Origin of the sequence: Kocuria sp. TGY1127_2 (genome assembly GCF_013394385.1) — a bacterium.
Lineage (GTDB): Bacteria > Actinomycetota > Actinomycetes > Actinomycetales > Micrococcaceae > Rothia.
This window is the reverse complement of sequence record NZ_AP022834.1, coordinates 2,817,457-2,838,786: the sequence shown is the minus strand read 5'-3', so window position 1 is coordinate 2,838,786 and position 21,330 is coordinate 2,817,457. Positions and strand designations below refer to the sequence as shown.

Sequence of the window (21,330 nt, the reverse complement as noted above, 5' to 3'; positions counted from 1 at the left end):
TGATTCTGGGCCGTAGATGTGTGGTTCACCGTGGCTGTATGGGGGGCTGGGGTCTACTTCCCCGTCATGCTGGGGTTGTGGGGGTGTGTGGCGTGTTTCACGTGGTTTCGAGTTGGTGTTGGTGTTTGTGGGTGTGTAAAGTCTTTTCTTGTCGCCGCGAGGCACGGGGGACTTGTTCTGACAGGTTCTGCCGGTTCTGGTTCTTGGTGCGTGACCGTCTTGTGTTTTGTTTCCTGGTTTTCTTGCTGGGGTTCACTGTGTTCAGTGGCCTGGGTGGGGTTCGGGGGATGGGCTTCAGGGTTGGGGTTGCGGGCTGGTTTTGGTTCTGGTAGGTTAGAGAAGTTGCCGCAAAATTCTCGCGGTGGTGTCGACCGGCATTGGTCATGGCTCTTGTTTGGGGTTGTGGTGGGTGTGTGGTTTGTTGTTTGAGAACTCAATAGTGTGCTTTGTTTGAATGTTGTACCGAAGTTTTTATTTTTTGAATTCTTGTTGGTTTCAACATGACACGGCGGATGTTTGTGTCATCACCCCGTGATGATGGTCCGTCGTGGTTTATTTTGTTGGGCCACGGGTTTTTCTTTTTGTTTTTTAACGGAGAGTTTGATCCTGGCTCAGGACGAACGCTGGCGGCGTGCTTAACACATGCAAGTCGAACGCTGAAGCCTGGTGCTTGCACTGGGTGGATGAGTGGCGAACGGGTGAGTAATACGTGAGTGACCTTCCTTGAACTCTGGGATAAGCCCGGGAAACTGGGTCTAATACCGGATACGACCAGTCCTCGCATGGGGTGCTGGTGGAAAGGGTTTGTACTGGTTCTTGATGGGCTCACGTCCTATCAGCTTGTTGGTGAGGTAATGGCTTACCAAGGCGACGACGGGTAGCCGGCCTGAGAGGGTGACCGGCCACACTGGGACTGAGACACGGCCCAGACTCCTACGGGAGGCAGCAGTGGGGAATATTGCACAATGGGCGCAAGCCTGATGCAGCGACGCCGCGTGAGGGATGACGGCCTTCGGGTTGTAAACCTCTTTCAGCAGGGAAGAAGCGAAAGTGACGGTACCTGCAGAAGAAGCGCCGGCTAACTACGTGCCAGCAGCCGCGGTAATACGTAGGGCGCAAGCGTTGTCCGGAATTATTGGGCGTAAAGAGCTCGTAGGCGGTTTGTCGCGTCTGCTGTGAAAGCCCGGGGCTCAACCCCGGGTGTGCAGTGGGTACGGGCAGGCTAGAGTGCAGTAGGGGAGACTGGAATTCCTGGTGTAGCGGTGAAATGCGCAGATATCAGGAGGAACACCGATGGCGAAGGCAGGTCTCTGGGCTGTTACTGACGCTGAGGAGCGAAAGCATGGGGAGCGAACAGGATTAGATACCCTGGTAGTCCATGCCGTAAACGTTGGGCACTAGGTGTGGGGGACATTCCACGTTTTCCGCGCCGTAGCTAACGCATTAAGTGCCCCGCCTGGGGAGTACGGCCGCAAGGCTAAAACTCAAAGGAATTGACGGGGGCCCGCACAAGCGGCGGAGCATGCGGATTAATTCGATGCAACGCGAAGAACCTTACCAAGGCTTGACATACACTGGATCGCCGTAGAGATACGGTTTCCCTTCGGGGCTGGTGTACAGGTGGTGCATGGTTGTCGTCAGCTCGTGTCGTGAGATGTTGGGTTAAGTCCCGCAACGAGCGCAACCCTCGTTCTATGTTGCCAGCACGTGATGGTGGGGACTCATAGGAGACTGCCGGGGTCAACTCGGAGGAAGGTGGGGACGACGTCAAATCATCATGCCCCTTATGTCTTGGGCTTCACGCATGCTACAATGGCCGGTACAATGGGTTGCGATACTGTGAGGTGGAGCTAATCCCAAAAAGCCGGTCTCAGTTCGGATTGGGGTCTGCAACTCGACCCCATGAAGTCGGAGTCGCTAGTAATCGCAGATCAGCAACGCTGCGGTGAATACGTTCCCGGGCCTTGTACACACCGCCCGTCAAGTCACGAAAGTTGGTAACACCCGAAGCCGATGGCCTAACCCTTTGTGGGGGGAATCGTCGAAGGTGGGACTGGCGATTGGGACTAAGTCGTAACAAGGTAGCCGTACCGGAAGGTGCGGCTGGATCACCTCCTTTCTAAGGAGCTCAACTGTTTGGTTGGCCATGCTGGGCACGAGTGTTGTCTGGGTGGTTTGCTCATGGGTGGAATACAATATTCGCGGCAATGGATTTCTTCTTGTGGAGGGGTTTGTTGTGTGCTTGCGTGCTGGTGTCCTGTGTGGGTGCTGGTGTGTGGGGATGAAGTGCACTGTTGGGTTTTGAGGCAATGAACCGTTGGTTTGGTTGTCTTGTGGCCTGGCTTCGTCATGGTGGCCTCCTGTGGGGTTGTTGTGGTGGGGTGATGGGGTTGTTGTTTGAGAACTATATAGTGGACGCGAGCATCTTATGATCCGGCGCCTTGTGGTGTCGGGTTGTGATTGTTTATTTTGAATGCCTTTGTGGTGATCATTTGTGTGTAAATCGTTAAGGGCGCACGGTGGATGCCTGGGCACAAGAAGCCGATGAAGGACGTGTGAATCTGCGATAAGCCTCGGGGAGTCGATAACTGGACTGTGATCCGAGGATTTCCGAATGGGGAAACCCCGCTGCCTGTCAAGGGTAGTGACCCGCATCTGAATGTATAGGGTGTGTGGAGGGAACGAGGGGAAGTGAAACATCTCAGTACCCTCAGGAAGAGAAAATAATAATGATTCTGTGAGTAGTGGCGAGCGAAAGCGGATGAGACTAAACCTGTGGTGTGTGATACCGGTAAGGGGTTGCATCATGGGTGTTGTGGGGTTTGTTTGTACCAGTTCTTACTTGGCTGGTGGTGTTCAGCGTTGTGGTAGGCGAATCATCTGGGAAGGTGGACCGTAGTGGGTGAGAGTCCCGTAGTCGAAATCATGGCGTTGGTGCTTGAGCGAATACCCGAGTAGCACGGGGCTCGTGGAATCTCGTGTGAATCTGCCAGGACCACCTGGTAAGTCTAAATACTTTCTTGTGACCGATAGTGTATCAGTACCGTGAGGGAATGGTGAAAAGTACCCCGTGAGGGGAGTGAAATAGTACCTGAAACCGTGTGCCTACAAGCCGTCAGAGCCTTTTGGGGTGATGGCGTGCCTTTTGAAGAATGAGCCTGCGAGTTAGTGCTGTGTCGCGAGGTTAACCCGTGTGGGGTAGCCGTAGCGAAAGCGAGTCTGAATAGGGCGATTGAGTGGCATGGTCTAGACCCGAAGCGGAGTGATCTACCCATGGCCAGGTTGAAGCGTGTGTAAGAGCGCGTGGAGGACCGAACCCACTTCAGTTGAAAATGGAGGGGATGAGCTGTGGGTAGGGGTGAAAGGCCAATCAAACTCTGTGATAGCTGGTTCTCCCCGAAATGCATTTAGGTGCAGCGTCGCGTGTTGCTTGCCTGAGGTAGAGCTACTGGTTGGCTGATGGGCCTTTACGGGTTACTGACGTCAGCCAAACTCCGAATGCGGGTAAGTGTAAGCGCGGCAGTGAGACAGTGGGGGATAAGCTTCATTGTCGAGAGGGAAACAGCCCAGATCATCGACTAAGGCCCCTAAGCGTGTGCTAAGTGGGAAAGGATGTGGAGTTGCTGAGACAACCAGGAGGTTGGCTTAGAAGCAGCCATCCTTGAAAGAGTGCGTAATAGCTCACTGGTCAAGTGATTCTGCGCCGATAATGTAGCGGGGCTCAAGCACACCGCCGAAGTCGTGACAATGCATAATTTTTTGTGTGTTGGGTAGGGGAGCGTCGTGTACTGCGGTGAAGCTGTCGTGTGAACGTATGGTGGAGTGTACGCGAGTGAGAATGCAGGCATGAGTAGCGAATGATGCGTGAGAAACGTATCCGCCGAATGATCAAGGGTTCCAGGGTCAAGCTAATCTTCCCTGGGTTAGTCGGGGCCTAAGGCGAGGCCGACAGGCGTAGTCGATGGATAACGGGTTGATATTCCCGTACCGACGAAGAACCGTCCATACTAAACCGGTGATACTAACCATCCGGGTCATGCTGTGTGCTTCCTTGTGGAGTGCTGGTGTGGTCTGCATGGGGCCTGAACCGGGGCGGTAAACGCATTAACGGGTGTGACGCAGGAAGGTAGCCGGGCCACGCGGTGGTTGTCGTGGTCTAAGCATGTAGGGCGGGTCGTTGTTAAATGCGCGATCCTTTGGGCCTGAGATGTGATGGGACCCCCTTTGGTGGGGGGATTCGGTGATCCTATGCTGTCGAGAAAAGCATCGGCGTGAGGTTCTAGTTGCCCGTACCCTAAACCGACACAGGTGATCAGGTAGAGAATACTAAGGCGTTCGAGAGAATCATGGTTAAGGAACTCGGCAAAATGCCCCCGTAACTTCGGGAGAAGGGGGACCTTGAGCGTGACCCACCTGCGCGGTGGTGAGCGTGTATGGGTCGCAGAGACCAGGGGGAAGCGACTGTTTATCAAAAACACAGGTCCGTGCGAAGTCGCAAGACGATGTATACGGACTGACTCCTGCCCGGTGCTGGAAGGTTAAGAGGACCCGTTAGATCCTTTGGGGTCGAAGCGGAGAATTTAAGCCCCAGTAAACGGCGGTGGTAACTATAACCATCCTAAGGTAGCGAAATTCCTTGTCGGGTAAGTTCCGACCTGCACGAATGGAGTAACGACTTCCCTACTGTCTCAACCATGAACTCGGCGAAATTGCAGTACGAGTAAAGATGCTCGTTTCGCGCAGCAGGACGGAAAGACCCCGTGACCTTTACTATAGTTTGGTATTGGTGTTCGGTGTGGCTTGTGTAGGATAGGTGGGAGACTGTGAAGTCGCGGCGCTAGTCGTGGTGGAGTCGTTGTTGAAATACCACTCTGGTCATATTGGATGTCTAACCTCGGCCCATGATCTGGGTCAGGGACAGTGCCTGATGGGTAGTTTAACTGGGGCGGTTGCCTCCTAAAGAGTAACGGAGGCGCCCAAAGGTTCCCTCAGCCTGGTTGGCAATCAGGTGTTGAGTGTAAGTGCACAAGGGAGCTTGACTGTGAGACTGGCAGGTCGAGCAGGGACGAAAGTCGGGACTAGTGATCCGGCGGTTCATTGTGGAATGGCCGTCGCTCAACGGATAAAAGGTACCTCGGGGATAACAGGCTGATCTTGCCCAAGAGTTCATATCGACGGCATGGTTTGGCACCTCGATGTCGGCTCGTCGCATCCTGGGGCTGGAGTTGGTCCCAAGGGTTGGGCTGTTCGCCCATTAAAGCGGCACGCGAGCTGGGTTCAGAACGTCGTGAGACAGTTCGGTCCCTATCCGCTGCGTGCGTTGGAGAATTGTGGAGGCCTGTCCTTAGTACGAGAGGACCGGGACGGACGAACCTCTGGTATGTCAGTTGTACCGCCAGGTGCATGGCTGATTGGCTACGTTCGGGAGAGATAACCGCTGAAGGCATCTAAGCGGGAAGCTTGCTTCGAGATGAGTTCTCCTTGCCTCCTTTGAGGGGTGTGAGGCTCCCTGTAGATGACGGGGTTGATAGGCCGGGTATGGAAGCCAGGACGTAAGACTGGTGAAGTTGACCGGTACTAATAGGCCGAAGGTTTATACACATTCGACTCGTTGTGGGTTGGTGTGGTTGTCATGAAGGTTTGATGGATGATCCTGTGATGGGTGTTTGCGTTCACTGTATGGTTTTGGGATAACAATCTTGTGTGGGTTGTTGTTGTTTGAGGTTTCACCATGCTGGCCCCTGGTGTGGGGTGGGTGTGTGTGGTTAGTTTTTCGGTGGTTATGGCAAGAGGGGTACACCCGGTCTCATTCCGAACCCGGTAGTTAAGGCTCTTAGCGCTGATGGTACTGCACCCGGTAGGTGTGTGGGAGAGTAGGTCGCCGCCGAAATATTTTTGTGGTGTGGTGCGGTGTGCATTGCTTGTCCTCTGTGTGGGGGTGGGTGGTGTGCATCGTGCTGCACCTTTTTTGTGTTTAATGTGTGGCCCCCTTTTTTTTTCTTTTGTTACCGTGGTTTTTGGTGGTGTGGGGTGGTGGGGTGGTGCATGGGGATGTGTGGGATGCCTGCTTCGAGGTCTGGGGTGGCTGCACGGACGAACCCGAACCCCTCATACCATTTCTCGAGGTACGCCTGTGCGTGCAGGTCGATCAGCTCGTGGGCATTGTCCGAAACAGCTGCTTCCACAAGCATGCCTGCCAAACCTTGGCCGCGGTGGTCCGGCGACGTCGCGACCCGCCCGATTGCGGGATTCCCCGAGGGCTGGACGAGGACACGCAATGTGGAGACCGGGACGCCGTCCTCTTCGATCCAATATGTAGTGGTGCCGGGTTCGAGGTCTCTCCCGTCAAGATCCTGTTCGGACGTAATTCCTTGGCCCATCGTGAAGACCTGATACCGAAGCCTCGCGAGCCCGTAGGTCGTGCGAGGATCTAGATCAAGCCAATGCCCCCGTCGTACGGTGGGATGTCCCCTTGGATTCTGTGCCGCGGAGGACTCGTCGACCGTGTTTTTTCTGCTCATGGGTCCAGCGTAGTCAACGCGTGTACCCTCTTCCTCCGGACCGCTGAGTACGTGAAGATGTGAACGACATATACTTTCTTGAGGTGCTTAATGCGTTTTATTCAGAGCACTCTTGTAGCTTTTTTGCAGCCCAGGTGTTTTGCCTGTACGCCGCCTGACCTGTCCCGGAGCGCCTCATGATTCTAGCTTTCATTGTGTGTGGTCTCTGCTTTGTCGTGCCCGGATTGCTCGTCACCGCAGCCACTCGTATACGAGGCTTCGACGCTTTCGCCCTCTCTCCTGTGATATCGCTTTTCTGCGTTGGGATGAGTTCGGTCGTGGGCGGGCAGTTCGGTGTGCCGTGGGGCTGGTGGATGCCCCTGGCCCTGGGCCTCGTCGTGGCGGCGGTCATCTACCTCGTTCCTCGCAGAAGCTATGTGAGTAGGCTCCGGCGGCGTGAGCCGGAGCCGGAATCAACGATCACAACGGCGTTGCCTGTTGTGGGTTCGCGGCGGGGTTCGACCGCGGCCTGGGTGGGATTGGCCATCGGCGCCGCGGTGGGCATTTGGCAGACCGCTCACATCACCGGCGGGATGGAACATTTTTCCCAGGCGTTCGACAACACTTTCCACCTCAATGCTGTTCGGTACATCGTCGACAACGGAAATGCTTCGCCGATGTTTGTCGGGTCTCTGAACGCGGGTGGCACGCCAGCGTTCTTCTACCCTTCGGTCTGGCACGCACTGGCCGCAATCCTGGTCTCGACAACGGGCATATCGGTTCCTGCGGCCACCAATGTGGTCACCTATTTCGTGACGGCACTCGTGTGGCCGGTCAGCATCATGTTCTTGATCCGGTCGCTGACACGCAACCGGTACTCCTGGCTGTTGGCAGGCGCCCTCTCGGGCGCCTTCGTGGTATTCCCGGTATTGCTCCAGACATACGGAATTCTTTACCCGAACCTCCTGGGCAATGCTGCCGTTCCGGCCGGGCTCGGTCTCATTATCTGGGTTCTCCGCGGCGGACCGGACTCCAGGATCCTACGGTCCCAGGCACTTGTCCTGGGGATCATGGGCGCCCTGGGGATCGTACTGTCCCACCCCAATGCCATCGTGTCTCTCATCGCGGTGGCGGTTCCGGCTGTTATCGCTCGCATCGTCTCTCTCGTGACGGGAGTGGCCCGGTCTACGGGCAGCAGATCCCTGCCGGCGGGCTCGAGTCGTCCCCGGTATCCGGCCATTGAGATCGCAATCCTCGTGCTTTGTCTTGCGGTGGTTCCCTTCATATGGGTTCTGCTCCGCCCCAAAACCTTTGAGCCGAATCCGCTGCGCCAAATCCCCGTGGGGGAGTCCATTCTGGACGCTCTGGGGATGGCACCTGCGGGGTACGAAGTCTCCGCGGTCATTTGCAGTGCGATCATAGTCAGCGCCGTGATTCTTTTGTACCTGCGGCGTCATGCGTGGATGGTTTTCGCGTATGCGATACTCGTCATTCTTTATATTGCGGTCGAGACGATGCCATGGGAGTGGCGGGACGCGCTGACGGGTGTCTGGTACAACGATCCGTACCGATTGACTGCCCTCTTCCCGACCATCGGAATCCCCATGATTGCGATTGCCTCGGGTTGGGTCCTGCAGGTGCTGTACGCGCGACTGACCGGATGGAGATCGCTTGGGGTCCGTCGGCCGCTCGAATGGGAGGCAGGCACGCGCATCGAAGTGCGCCCCGCATCGCGTCCAGCTCTCGTTCAGACCGTGAAAATTGTGTTGGGTCTACTGGCCGTCGTTGCCATCTCCCTGCCGATCTTCGCCGCGAACTCCATGAAGGAGGGAAGAAGCCTCGCCGAAGAGCGCTTTCGGACTACTCCGAACTCGGAGCTGGTGACGAACGACGAACTCGACGTTATCCGCCATGTGCCTGACTTCGTCCCGCGTGAAGATACGCTCATGGTCAACCCGTGGACAGGCGGAGCGATGGCCTATGCGCTGACGGGACAGAAAGTCAGCTCGTACCATCTCCTCGAAACCCGCACCCCAGAGGTCAGCCGAATCGACAAGAACCTGGAACGCGCTCTGAGCGATCCTGAAGTGTGTCGTGACGTGGACACGATACGGGCTTATTACGTTCTGGACTTCGGCACGCGCGAGATGAACGGAGTCAACCATGCTTCCGTTTACGGAGGTCTTCAGGGCCTTGAGCAGGCGGGGGTCGCCGAGCCCGTGTACCAGTCCGGAAATGCCAAAATTTTGGAGGTCACGGCCTGCGACTAACGCGCAACGGTTAGCAACCTCACGGTGAGCCAGCCAACAAGAACCGTTGTAAGCACTAAGATTGTGGGAGTTTGCTCGATATGCACCCAACTGATCGGAGCCGTTGAGCCCATGGAATGGTTGAGCCTGGTACCTGCCCTGGCTGTATGCCTCATCCTGATGATCGTGCCGGGACTCCTCGTCACGTTGGCCGTCCGGATGCGAGGCTTCGACGCCGTCGCTCTGGCTCCCGCGGTTTCAATCGGTTTGATTGCGGTCTCAGCGGTCCTCTCGCCGATGGTGGGCATCGAATGGGCGATCTGGGTGCCCTTCGCCGCCGGACTCGTCACCGGGGTAGTCTTCGGGCTCATCGCATGGGGGGCACGCACGCTGGGCGTCGCCGATTATCCGGTGCGGGACAAGAACCGCACCAAGGCCTCCCGGAGGGCTCAGAAGGGCCGCGAGCCATGGAACGATCCTTCGGATTCGACCGTATCGGCCGGGTCATCCCGATGGACCGGGCCTTCGCGTCTCGGGGGTGATCTTGTTCCCGCGCGGTGGTTCTCGCGCGGCCAGCTTGCATACTGGATCTCCTTCGTTATTGCTGCGTTGGCAATGCTCCGCACCATGAAGAATTCCCTTGGCGGTCCGGACAGGTTTTCGCAGACCTTCGACAACAACTTCCACCTCAACGTCATTCGATACATTGCCGAACAGCACAATGGTTCATCCCTGTTCGTCAGCAACATGACGGCCGGCGGGACGGACGCAACTTTTTATCCTGCGGCATGGCACGACGTCGTCTCGCTTGTTTTCATGACGGCGAGCCAAGGATCAATTCCGGCGGCAACCAACGCGATGATCATAGTCGTCGCCGTAGTGGTGTGGCCGCTGTCCGTCCTGTACCTGATGCGTTCGATGATGCGCTTCAACCTCCCCTCCGTCGTGGCTGCGGGAGCCATCCTGTCCGGATTCGCGGCCTTCCCCGTGCTGTTGATCTTTTTCGGGGTGCTGTACCCCAACTTCCTGGGGTTGGCCCTCATCCCGGCCGGCCTGGGGCTCCTCATCAACATGCTTCGGGTCTCGGCAATACGCCGGGTCAATACGGTCCAGGCCCTGTTGCTGGGTATCGTCGTTGCGCTGGGCATCGCCTTCGCGCACCCCAACGCCGTGATGTCGTTGCTGATCATGACCGTGCCGATTCTGGTGGTGCGCGGCGCAGTGCAGATTTGGCGCGCCGCAACCCGTAGAACAAGCCTCGGAATCGCGGCCGTGCAGCTCGTCCTGGTGGTCCTCCTGCTCTGGGTCATTTGGTACCTGTGGGGACTCGTACGCCCGGAACCCGGTGCGGCAACGTGGGGACCGGCGACGTCGGATACCCAAGCATTCGGCGAGGCCTTGCTCAATAGCCCTTTGAGTCTGACGCAGGCCCAATGGGTGCTCTCGGTCCTGGCCATGTTGGGTATCCTTGCGGTCTTGTATACGCGCCGCAACGTATGGCTCGCGCTCGTCTACGGCGTGCTGGTTTATTACTACATTTGCGTGCGTTGGCTCCAGTGGGACCAGGACCGGATGTGGGCGACCGGCGTGTGGTACAACGACCCGTATCGACTCGCGGCCCTCTTGCCGGTGGCCGCTGTGCCACTGGCCATCGTCGGGGTGCACTGGATCACCCAGGCCCTCCTGACGTCATCCGCCCTGGAACGCTGGAAGGACCGTGGCCCGCAGGTTCTCGGCGCGGTTTCTGCGATCACGGTGATCCTCGCCCTCGGGTTGACTCAGTTCTCGCGCCCCCTGACCGATATGGTCAATTCTTCTTATTGGAGCTACTTCGCCTCCGAGGACGCACAACTCGTTGACAAGGACGAACTCAACGTCATCGAGCACCTCGACGACTACGTTCCGAAGGACGACACGATCATCGTGAACCCGTGGACCGGTGGCGCTCTCGCCTACGCGCTCGCGGATCGTGAAGTCACGGCAACTCACACCCTCTACACCCCCACCAAGAACGCAGAACTCTTCGATAGTTCGCTCAACAAAGCGGGCGAAGATCCGAAGGTCTGCCAGGCCGTCAAGCAGGACAACGCCAAGTACGTCTTGGACTTCGGCACTGAAGAGGTCAACCAAGGAGACCATTCCGCCGCATTCCAGGGCTTGCAGGATCTTGAGAACAGCGGCGTTGCCACACCGGTGTACCAGGCCGGGGAAGCGAAACTGCTCAAGATCACGGCGTGCGATTAGTCGGCACAACGAGAGCGGTGGCACAAAGGTAATTGCCCATAGGCCGCGTCCCGTACACGCTGGTCAACCCCGCGAGAAGGTAGGCTAGAGGAACTATGGCGAACTCATCCGACGCTCATCCCACGGTGAGCTGCCTCATCATCATGCCTGCATGGAACGAGGAAGAAGTGATCGGATCAACCATCCGTGAGCTTCAGTCCACCATGCCGGACCACGACCTGTTGGTCGTCGACGACGGCTCGACCGACGACACCTCGCGCATTGCCCGGGCTGCCGGCGCGAGCGTTCTACAGCTGCCCTACAACATGGGTGTCGGTGGAGCGATGCGTGCCGGATTCAAATACGCCCAGCGCCTCGAATACGACCGTGCCATCCAGGTGGACGCCGACGGTCAACACGATCCACGGGACATCGAACGGGTCCTGCAGGGGCTGGACCATGCCGATATCTCGATCGGGGCACGTTTCGCTGAGCGTGGCAGTTACAAGGCCACCGGTCCTCGCCGTTGGGCCATGGGCATGCTGGCCGCGATGTTCTCTCGTGTGGCCAAAACCCGGCTGACGGACGTCACGAGCGGATTTCGCGCGGCGAACCGGCGCGCGATCGCCCAGTACTGCCGATACTTCCCCGCCGAGTATCTCGGGGACACGGTCGACTCATTGGCCATGGCGCTCCGTGCAGGCCTGTCGGTGACCCAGGTACCGGTCGAAATGCGGGAGCGACAGGCAGGCACTCCCTCCAACAATCCGTGGAAATCCGCGATTTACCTGATCAGATCAATGTTCGCGTTCTTCATCTCCATGACGCGCAAACGCATCTCCTTGAATGACGCCGAGGGAGGCCACGAGTGAATACGGCATCGATATTCTTTCTGATCCTCGGGCTGATCCTCGTTGTTGCAGTGATCCGCCTGGTCAGGAACCTGAAACTCCGCGAGAAATACGCTGCCCTGTGGCTACTGACCGCGGTGGTCATCGCAATCCTGATGATCTTCCCGAAGCTCCTCGACTCGCTCTCCTCGTTGGTCGGCGTCGTGACGCCGGTCAACCTTCTCTTCCTGATCGGTCTTGTCCTACTGCTGGGCGTCTGCCTCCACTTGTCACTGGAGATCTCGAGACTCGAAGACGAGACGCGCGTCCTGGCCGAGGAAGCCGCGATCCAAAGGTCACTGCTCAACCGTCAACTCGAGCGGGTCGAGAGAAACCGCAATCCGACTTCTTCGTTGCCCATCATCCAGGTTGACGACCAGGGTGAACCGCACAGTATCGACATCCACGGGTCCAGCGCGGCTGGGTCCGATGGCCATGAGGACGGCCCCGACCGTCCCTCGACCCGCAACACCGACCACCGGACCACCGATGAACCCCACGACCCGACGGAGAAGCCATGACCGTTGACATTCTGTTCCCCTACTACGGAGACGTCTCCCTGATGAAGCAGGCGGTCGAATCCGTACTGCACCAAACGAACACGGACTGGCGGTTGATCGTCGTCGACGACGGCTATCCCGACGACTCGATCCCCGGTTGGTTCGAATCCCTCCAGGACGACCGCGTCACCTACATGCGCAACGAGAAGAATCTCGGTGCCAACGGAAACTACCGCAAATGCCTCACCTTCGTGGAGAACGAGCTCGTGGTGATCATGGGCGCGGACGACGTCATGATGCCGAATTATGTCGACTGGTTCGTCAAGGCGGCCGAGGAGAACCCGGACGCGAATATCTTCCAGCCAGGCGTATTCGTGATCGACGAGAACAACGCGCCGTCAAATACGTTGGTCGAGAAAACCAAGGCCTTCTACCGTCCTAACCAGACGACCCTGCTCAAGGGAGAAGAGCTTGCCGTGTCGATCTTGCGCGGCGACTGGCTGTACTTCCCGTCCCTGGGGTGGCGTGCGGAAACCATCGTCGGACTGGGCTTCCGCGAGGGGCTCGACGTGGTGCAGGACATGTGCCTGGTCATGGACGTTGCGATGACCGGCGGTGCCCTTTTCTATGACGAAACCGCGGCATTCATGTACCGCCGCCACAAGGCCTCCGATTCCTCGTGGCGCGCACTGGACGGCACGCGATTCGACGAAGAGCGCCGCTTCTTCGAGACCATGGCGGAAGAAATGAGCGCTCTGGGATGGAAGAAAGCCGCGGCGGTTGCACGCCTGCACGTCTCCTCCCGTCTCCACGCGGCGAGCTTGCTGCCCAAGGCCGCGAAGACCAAAAACTGGGGTGGCGTCAAAAACCTGGCATCTCACCTGGTCAAGTAGGGGATCGAATGGTCCGAGCAGGCGAAGGGGAGGCCCCCGAGGTCAGCGGTGTGGGGTCCGAAGTAACCGGCGAGAATAAGGCCGGGCAGAGGTCCGTCACCAAGAAGGAATCCACCGGGATCCTGTTGGCCTCCATGATTTCGGCTGTCTCGGCGCTAGGCGCAACCTTCATCGCGAAGCACGCGCTTGCCGGCGAACAGGTCACGGAATTCCTGGTTTTCTGGTCGGCGCTCTTCGGTATCTACGGAATCGTTGCGGGGCTTCAGCAGGAGACGACTCGCGCGGTCGGTGCCGCCGAGCTGCGAACGAATCTGGACAAGCCGGATCGTCCGGGTGCACATGTGATGACGATAGCCGCGGGTTTCGGAATCGTCATCGCGGTGATTGTCGCCGCGACCTCGCCCGTGTGGGCACACGGACAGGTTCCCAGCGGTACGGGATTTGCGGTGCTGATGTTGTGCATCGGGCCGTGCCTGTACGCATTGCACTCGGCCATGAGCGGTGCCGCCGCCGGGCGCGAGAAATGGTTCCAGTTCGCCGGACTCGGCGGGGGCGAGGCCGCGTGGCGTCTGGTCGCCATGGTCGCGGTGGCTCTGATCGCCGGGTCGATTGGGGGTCTCGAGGCGGCTGCGGTGTCTCCCGTGCTTCTCTGGATCCTCATCGCCCTGTTCACTCGGGAAGGTCGTCGAACGTTCGCCGCTAAGGCCGACGTCGGGACCGGACGGTTCGTCCAGAACGTTCTCTTTGCGATGGGTTCCTCAGCGGCGTCGGCCGTGTTGATGGTCGGCTTGCCGGTGATCCTCAAGGCCAGTGCCGGGGCGGAGGCCTCGACCTACACCAAGATCGCAATGGGTGCATTGATCCTCGCGATCTCGATCACGCGTTCGCCGATCATGATCCCCTTGCAGGCGTTCCAGGGCGTGGCGATTTCCGCGTTCCTGAAGCAGCGTCATCGCCCGTTGGCGGCCATGGTCAAGCCTTCCGGAGCCCTCCTCGGGATCGGGCTCTTCGGGGCGGTTCTGGCGTGGATCATCGGTCCATGGCTGTTCTTCCTCATCTACGCGCCCAAACCGGAGGAATCCGCCGCCTATCACGATGTCATCCACGGGTGGTTGCTGGGGACGCTGACTTTCGGATCGGCGATCATGGCCTTGCTGGTTCTGTCCGGTACCGCGGTCCTGGCTCTCAATGCGCACCGGCTGTACATTCTCGGGTGGGTTGTAGCGGCGGTCGTCGCGGTCGCGCTGCTCTTCTTGCCTCTCGACCTCGTGCCCCGCACGATCATCGCCCTGTATGTGGGGCCCGCGTGCGGATTTACGATCCACCTCGTGGGAATGTCAGTCGTCTCCCGTAAAGCTGTAACCGGCTGACGCCGCCGCCTGGTCGTGCATCTCCCGGTGTGCCGTCATGAGGCACCGGTATCTTTACTTCGGGCGGACGGTGCCCACGCACGTTTGAAGATGCGAACGGGCTCAGCGCGGAAAGCTGCGTATTTACCCTGGTCATCTCCCTCATCAGGGCGGGTTGTGGCTCGAAGTCGTGCCCGGCGTCAACCCTCGGCTAGAGGCTGATCAAAGCGACGCCGCCCACCACGAGCAGCGCCCCGACAAGGCGTCTGCCAGGTCGTGGTTCCCTGAAGATGAGCCAGGCGAGCAACGAACCGACCACAATGCTTGTCTCGCGCAATGGCGCGACCAACGAAACGGGCTGGGTTTGCATCACTGTGAGCACGAGGATGTACGCTGCGGGCGAGAGAACCCCGATGGTTGCAATGATGCGCCAATTCGATTTCAGGGAACCGCTTAAGGCGGAACGGCGTCGCCGTCCCAACCCCACGGTCATGAATACCGCCTGATATACCGATGACAGCGCAAAATAGGGAATCGGGGATTGGTTCAGAGCGGTCACCGAATGGTCGTCCCACAAGGTGTATCCGGCGATGAAAGTGCCCGTGAGCACTCCCCAGCGGAGGCCCGCGAGAATTCGCGAGCCGGAGGAATCGGACGGGCCGTCCGTGGCGGCCACGGAGTTTTCGAGCAGGCTCCTGCTGGGATCCGGGTTCCTCCCGGGCACCGCCGTAACCACGATCCCGCCAACGATCACCAATGCCCCGGCAAGAGCCCACCAACCGGGGCGTTCGGACAGAAATGCCACCGCCACGATCATGGTCAGGATCGGCCCGGTTCCTCGAGCCGCGGGATAGACGACGCCGAGGGGAGCGCGATCGTACCCGGTCTGAAGTGCGAGGTTGTAGCCGATATGGATGGCAGCGGAAAGAGCCGGAGCCCACACGAGTGCTGGTCCGACCATGTTCCACCCGCCGGACTGGATAATTTGCCCGATGCCGATCGGTGCGGTGACCGCCGCAGTCGCCACCGCGTACCACCAGACGAAGGTGTATGCGTCACCACGCTTCGCTTTGGCCGCCAGATTCCACGCCGCATGGAGAACGGCGGCGACCAGGACCATGGCGAGGGCGGAGGAAGTCACCCGCCCAGTCTAGGTCTGTCAGGGAATTCTGCAGGGTGGCTTGGTCGCTTACGCTATCCATACATATCCACGGTTCTGCGTGTATAGCGTTGCAGCGCTGCTGCGTCCCAGGGCGGAGCGGAGGGTCTAGGCCTTTGCCGAGCCGTCTACGTCGCCGAACTGGTGAGTGAAGGACGCGGCTCTTGTCTCTGACGCGGTCCCCGGAGAGATACAGCGCGGATTGGCCCGTGTTCTTCACCCGGACGTATTCCTGGTTGTAGCCGCGACTCGCGGGTCGTTATTGGCCTTGATGATGTCCCGAGGCTTGACGACGGCTGCCGCAGGGACGCTCAGAGACAACAAATGTTGCCCATAGCAAAACTCGCCCTGGTCGAGGCTGAATTTCGTGTGGTGGGATGAGTATCCTAGTGGAGTAAAGACGACCACAACGAGGTGGTCCCGTCTTCGAGGAAGGTTATTGACGTGCCCTTAAACCAGCAGTCCGATCCCGCCGAACCCGAATCCAAGAGCTCCCCCAGCTCGAACGGGAGCCCTGGAGGCAACGGAGGGGACCGAGAGTCCTGGATCTCAACGTATTATCAGCACGCAACCCAAGATGACCTGGCCGAATTCAGCGAAGAAGAGCTGGTCGAGCGGGCCCAGTTGCACCGCGAACTTGCCGAGACGCGCGAGCCGAACGGAACTAACGTCAAGGTCATCCACCACGGAAACTCGTGGATTCTCATGGTTGTCACCGACGACATGCCGTTTATCGTCTCCTCGGTCACCGCCGAGGTTGCAGCCAGGTACGGCGGCTCCAACGCCTTGTTCCACCCGCTGTTCCTGGTGCACAGGAACAAGCAGACCGGCACGATCGAAAGCCTTCGCGGCCTCAACCTCAAGCAACAAGTGGCCAGCGGCGATACCGCGGCCCTGCCGTCCCTGGGAGGTGCTGCAGGACGCGACAGCGCCGTCGAGTCCTGGATATCGGTCGAGCTTCTGGGATGCGACGACGAGGAAACCGCACAGAACGTCGTCGAAAGCGTCCGTTCGGTTCTTCGCGATGTCCGACACGCGGATACTGATGCCGAATCCGTCCGCGAGAAGGTCCTGAACCTCTCCGACCGCGTCGGAAACCTTCCGGAACCCTCGAGGAACAATTCCCAGGGCACTCCGGATGCCGCGGAACACCCCAAAGTGGTTCAGGAGTTCCTGAACTGGATTGCCCGTGACAACTTCCTGTTCTTCGGGTACAAAGAGCGTGATCTCCGGGACGGGCCGGAAGGGCTGACAATCTCGGATCGACCCGGAACCGGGCTCGGAATCCTGGCCGAGCACCGCGAGGACGGAATCCAGCAGGACCCGATGACCCCTCGCTCCAAACACCTCACCGGTCTTTCCCAGGACAATGCGCGGGATTCCAAGATCGTCTACGTGACCAAAGCGAACTCCCGCTCGACGATCCATCGCCATGAATACCTCGATTACGTGGGCATTCGCGATTTCGATTCGAGCGGCCGGGTCGTCGGCGAGTACGTGATTCTGGGCCTGTTCTCTTTGCAGGCATACTCCTTGCCGGCTACCGAGGCCCCGCTCATGCGGGAACGTGTTCGCGTGATCCGGAATCGACTCGGCTTCCAGCCGGGTTCGCATTCGGACAAGACGCTCACGGGCATGATCGAGGACTACCCGCGCCTCGAAATGCTGCAGGCCGACCAGGACTCCCTGACGGAGACGTTCGCCGGAATCATCGGCCTTGAAGAACGACGCCGCACACGCCTATTCCTTCGCCCTGACGAGTTCGGGAGGTTCGTCTCCGCGGTGGTATTCCTGCCCCGCGACCGATACAACACCGGCGTTCGAATTCGCATCGAAAAGGTACTGAGCGAGGCGATGGATCTGGCGTCGATCGACTTCGAGGTCCGGCACTCGGCATCCGCCCTGGCGAGACTGTTCCTGCGCCTGCGCCTTGCAGAACCCAATCACATCCCGGATATCGACGTGGCCGATCTGGAGAAGAAGCTCCAGGCCGCGACGCGTTCTTGGCCCGAATCCCTCGAAGCGGCACTCGGCAGCCAGAGCGCCGAGATCGCGAAGCGCTGGTTCGACGCCGCGCCGGTAACCTATCGTGCCGATTACGAGATCCCCGAGGCCGTCGCCGACGCTGGAATCTTCGAGGCTCTCGAGGTCGCCGGTCCGGATCGCCCAGCAGCCGTGAGGATTCACGGCAGGCAGAGTCCCGCGGACGGGAGCGATGTCGAGAACGAATACCGTCTCAAAACCTACCTGCGTGAGCCCAAGACACTGACCGAGCTCCTGCCCATCATGCAGAACCTCGGTCTGACCGTCATCGACCAGAAGCCCTACGACCTGACCACCGCGGACGGTCGCGACTTCTTGCTCTATGACTTCGGAGTCACGTTTCCGGCGGGGGTGAACCCGAAAGAGATCGGCGATCTCTATGAAGACGCGCTGTGTGCCGTGCTCTCGGGTCGGGCCGAATCTGACTCTCTGGACCGATTGGTCCTCGCAGAAAAGCTCCCGTGGCACACCGTGTCCGTGTTGAGGGCCTATGTCCGCTACCTGGTCCAGTTGGGCACGGGTCTTTCGCACGCTTTCATGGCCGATACTCTGCTGGCCAATCCGAAGGTCACGCGCCTGGTGGTTCGGCTCTTCGAGACCAGCTTCGATCCTTCTCGGAACGAATCGGTCGAGGAACGCAAAGCGCGTCGGGCAGAGATTCTGGACGAGATCGAGTCCGCGCTCAACGAGGTGCCGACCCTCGACGCCGACAAGATGTTGCGGGCCCTGACCGGGGTGGTCTCCGCGACCGTCCGGACCAACGCTTATCAGGACGGGCCGTCGATCGCGGTGAAACTCCTCCCGCAGGAGATCTCCGCGGCGCCGTTGCCGCGTCCGGAATACGAGATCTGGGTTTACTCACCCCGCGTCGAGGGTGTGCACCTTCGGTTCGGTGACATCGCGCGCGGCGGCCTGCGGTGGTCCGACCGGCGCGAAGACTTCCGAACCGAGGTCCTCGGTCTGGTCAAAGCCCAGATGGTTAAGAACGCCGTGATCATTCCGACCGGCGCGAAAGGAGGGTTCTTCGCCAAGCAGTTGCCGGATCCCTCGGCAGACCGCGAGGCGTGGATGAACGAGGGGCGAGGAGCCTACAGCCTCTTCATCCGTTCTCTCCTAGACATCACCGACAACTTGGTGACTACAGGGAACGGGGAACAGTCCGTAGTGACTCCGGAGAACGTCATCGCCCTGGACGGCGATGACACCTACCTGGTGGTTGCCGCCGACAAGGGCACCGCATCGTTCTCGGACCTCGCCAATTCGATCTCCCAGGAATACGGTTTCTGGCTGGGTGACGCGTTCGCCTCGGGTGGCTCCGTGGGTTACGACCACAAGGCCATGGGAATTACAGCTCGCGGTGCTTGGGAATCGGTCAAGCGGCATTTCGCCGAACTCGGGATCGACTGCCAGACTGAAGAATTCACGGCCGCCGGCATCGGCGACATGTCCGGCGACGTCTTCGGTAACGGCATGTTGCGTTCCGAACACACGCGCCTGGTCGCGGCATTCGACCACCGGGATATCTTTATCGATCCGAATCCAGACGCCGCAGCTTCCTTCGCGGAACGCCAGCGCCTCTATGATCTGCCGCGTTCTTCCTGGCAGGACTACGACCGTTCGCTGATCTCCGAGGGCGGCGGGGTCTTCTCGCGGTCGGAAAAATCGATCGCGCTTACACCTGAAATCCGAAAAGTTCTGGGACTGGACGAAAGGATCACTCAGCTGTCTCCGGCCGAATTGGTCTCAGCGATCCTCAAGGCTCCGGTAGACCTGCTGTACAACGGCGGCATCGGGACCTATATCAAGGCCTCCTCGGAATCCAACGCCCAGGTCGGAGACAAGGCCAATGACACCTTGCGCGTCAACGGGTCCGAGCTGCGCGCTCGCGTGATCGGTGAGGGTGGCAACCTCGGACTGACACAGCTCGGCCGCATCGAAGCTGCGCGCCAGGGAATCCTGGTCAATACGGATGCGATCGACAACTCTGCCGGCGTCGAAACCTCCGACCGCGAGGTCAACATCAAGATCATGGTAGATCGCCTGGTCTCCCGGGGACTGTTGGACGCCGACGAGCGCGCCTCGTTCATCGAGGCACAGACAGATGCCGTCCGCACCCTCGTCCTGGAAACCAACCGGGAGCAGAACGGTCTGCTGCAGGCCGAACGCCTGGGAACCATGCCGACCACCGCGACGGCTGCTCGCCTCATGGATCATCTCGAGGAACGCGCGGGACTCAATCGCCAGATCGAATTCCTGCCCTCCGATGACGAGCTGGAGGAGAGAGTCGCCGAAGGCTGGGGACTGACCGGACCCGAGCTGGCCGTTCTCACCGCATACGTCAAGATCGATATCACCAATTCGTTGCTGGCCAGCGGTTTCGGCAACGACCCGTGGCTCTCGCAAATTCTCGACGAGTACTTCCCCGAGGCAGTCACGGAGCGATTCCGGGCCCAGCTGGACGACCATCCGCTGCGTCGGGAGATCATCTGCACGCGCGTGGCTAACGAGATGGTCAACCTGGCCGGAATCACGTACGCATACCGCGCCGTCGAGGAAACCGGTGCCTCCGTTGCGACCGTGGCCAGCGCATTCCTCGTGACTCGGGAGCTGTTCGATATTCGCGAGCTGATGAGGGCTCATCGCGAGCTTCCTGCGAATATCGACCCCGCTGCGTGGCGGGCCATCGCACGGGAAACCCAGCGATTGATTGACCGTGCGACCCGCTGGCTGATCAACGAGGGTTCTCTGGCCACCGGGGATCTGCGCAGCGAAGTTCCCGAACACCTGCAGATCAGGGCCGTGATCGACCGGTATGCCCCGGCCCTCGAGCTCGGTTCGGAAGTGCCCGGATTGCTCGGAGAGCAAACCCGAAAGCGCCTGGAGGAACGCGAAAAGCAGGCGCGCTCCTGGGGCATTCCCGAGGACTTCGCGGCCACGTGGGCGCGACTGCTCGACATCTACCCGCTCATGGACATCGCTGTTCTCAACGAGGAAACCGAGTGCGACCTGCGGGAATCGGCCTTGCTGTACTATGCGCTGTCGGATCGATTCGATATCGATCGGTTGCTCGTGGCGATTTCTCACCTCTCCCGCGAGGACCGCTGGGAAACGTTGGCTCGTTCATCACTGCGATCGGACCTCTACGAGACGGTCGCGGCTCTCACGGTGACTGTTGCCCGGGAGGTCACGCAGGGCGACTTGCATCCAGCGGGTGCCACTTCGTGGCCGCGGGACACCGAGGCAGCCCAAAAACTTGTGGCGGCCTGGGAGAACCAGCATCCGGTGCATTCATCGCGCATCGAACGGCTCATGGGTGAGCTGGACCAGGAGCTCGGACGGGAGAACGCCGCACCCCGTATCTCGACGCTTTCAGTCGCGGTTCGCACGTTGCGCGGTTTGATCTAGAGCAAACAACGCCTCGACGCCGGGTCGGAACGCCAACGTTCCGGCCCGGCGTCATGCGTTGGGGGAGAAGCTGGCTTTCGGCGTCGGCGAAAGTAACCACCGTGGGTCACGGGTGAGGG

General features: G+C 59.5%; 9 protein-coding genes and 3 rRNA genes. 10 read left to right on the top strand and 2 right to left on the bottom strand.

What is annotated here, in order from left to right:
- Positions 1-588: 588 nt before the first annotated feature.
- The 3 genes from sake_RS12595 (at position 589) to rrf (ending at position 5,890) form a co-directional block, all read left to right on the top strand.
- Positions 589-2,119, top strand: a 16S ribosomal RNA gene (locus tag sake_RS12595).
- Between the two features lie 377 nt (positions 2,120-2,496).
- Positions 2,497-5,601: ribosomal RNA gene (locus sake_RS12590) — 23S ribosomal RNA — on the top strand.
- A 171-nt stretch (positions 5,602-5,772) separates the two neighbouring features.
- A 5S ribosomal RNA gene (gene rrf / locus sake_RS12585) occupies positions 5,773-5,890 on the top strand.
- Together the 16S, 23S and 5S rRNA genes form the textbook arrangement of a ribosomal RNA operon.
- Positions 5,891-6,005: 115 nt before the next feature.
- On the opposite strand, the gene sake_RS12580 is transcribed toward rrf, so the two are convergent.
- Complete coding sequence (locus tag sake_RS12580) at positions 6,006-6,521, bottom strand: GNAT family N-acetyltransferase (RefSeq protein ID WP_129360188.1); 516 nt, start codon at positions 6,519-6,521, stop codon at positions 6,006-6,008.
- Between the two features lie 176 nt (positions 6,522-6,697).
- Between sake_RS12580 and sake_RS12575 the strand changes: the two genes are divergently transcribed.
- The 6 genes from sake_RS12575 to sake_RS12550 all read left to right on the top strand — a co-directional run bounded on the left by sake_RS12575 (position 6,698) and on the right by sake_RS12550 (position 14,625).
- The gene (locus sake_RS12575; protein WP_178946188.1) at positions 6,698-8,770 is read left to right on the top strand and encodes a DUF6541 family protein; all 2,073 of its coding nucleotides are present in this window, start codon (positions 6,698-6,700) and stop codon (positions 8,768-8,770) included.
- Positions 8,771-8,881: 111 nt separating this feature from the next.
- On the top strand, positions 8,882-10,993 hold the full coding sequence (locus sake_RS12570; protein WP_129360190.1) for a DUF6541 family protein: 2,112 nt from the start codon (positions 8,882-8,884) through the stop codon (positions 10,991-10,993).
- A gap of 95 nt (positions 10,994-11,088) precedes the next feature.
- On the top strand, positions 11,089-11,844 hold the full coding sequence (locus sake_RS12565) for a glycosyltransferase family 2 protein (RefSeq protein ID WP_238147664.1): 756 nt from the start codon (positions 11,089-11,091) through the stop codon (positions 11,842-11,844).
- Complete coding sequence (locus sake_RS12560; RefSeq protein WP_129360191.1) at positions 11,841-12,383, top strand: DUF2304 domain-containing protein; 543 nt, start codon at positions 11,841-11,843, stop codon at positions 12,381-12,383. The genes sake_RS12565 and sake_RS12560 overlap by 4 nt, the downstream gene beginning before the upstream one ends.
- Positions 12,380-13,255, top strand: a complete 876-nt coding sequence (locus sake_RS12555; protein WP_129360192.1) for a glycosyltransferase family 2 protein — start codon at positions 12,380-12,382, stop codon at positions 13,253-13,255. Before sake_RS12560 ends, sake_RS12555 begins: the two co-directional genes overlap by 4 nt.
- Before the next feature lie 8 nt (positions 13,256-13,263).
- The gene (locus tag sake_RS12550; RefSeq protein WP_238147665.1) at positions 13,264-14,625 is read left to right on the top strand and encodes a hypothetical protein; all 1,362 of its coding nucleotides are present in this window, start codon (positions 13,264-13,266) and stop codon (positions 14,623-14,625) included.
- Between the two features lie 190 nt (positions 14,626-14,815).
- Here sake_RS12550 and sake_RS12545 read toward each other — a convergent pair whose 3' ends face one another.
- Positions 14,816-15,745, bottom strand: a complete 930-nt coding sequence (locus sake_RS12545) for a DMT family transporter (RefSeq protein WP_129360193.1) — start codon at positions 15,743-15,745, stop codon at positions 14,816-14,818.
- A gap of 462 nt (positions 15,746-16,207) precedes the next feature.
- On the opposite strand from sake_RS12545, the gene sake_RS12540 reads away from it, so the two are divergent.
- On the top strand, positions 16,208-21,211 hold the full coding sequence (locus sake_RS12540) for an NAD-glutamate dehydrogenase (RefSeq protein ID WP_129360194.1): 5,004 nt from the start codon (positions 16,208-16,210) through the stop codon (positions 21,209-21,211).
- Positions 21,212-21,330 lie beyond the last annotated feature (119 nt).

Excerpts from the sequence above, each read along its gene's own strand:
- sake_RS12580 (WP_129360188.1), bottom strand. The coding sequence starts at position 6,521 with ATGAGCAGAAAAAACACGGTCGACGAGTCCTCCGCGGCACAGAATCCA.
- sake_RS12575 (WP_178946188.1), top strand. The coding sequence starts at position 6,698 with ATGATTCTAGCTTTCATTGTGTGTGGTCTCTGCTTTGTCGTGCCCGGA.
- sake_RS12570 (WP_129360190.1), top strand. The coding sequence starts at position 8,882 with ATGGAATGGTTGAGCCTGGTACCTGCCCTGGCTGTATGCCTCATCCTG.
- sake_RS12565 (WP_238147664.1), top strand. The coding sequence starts at position 11,089 with ATGGCGAACTCATCCGACGCTCATCCCACGGTGAGCTGCCTCATCATC.
- sake_RS12555 (WP_129360192.1), top strand. The coding sequence starts at position 12,380 with ATGACCGTTGACATTCTGTTCCCCTACTACGGAGACGTCTCCCTGATG.
- sake_RS12550 (WP_238147665.1), top strand. The coding sequence starts at position 13,264 with ATGGTCCGAGCAGGCGAAGGGGAGGCCCCCGAGGTCAGCGGTGTGGGG.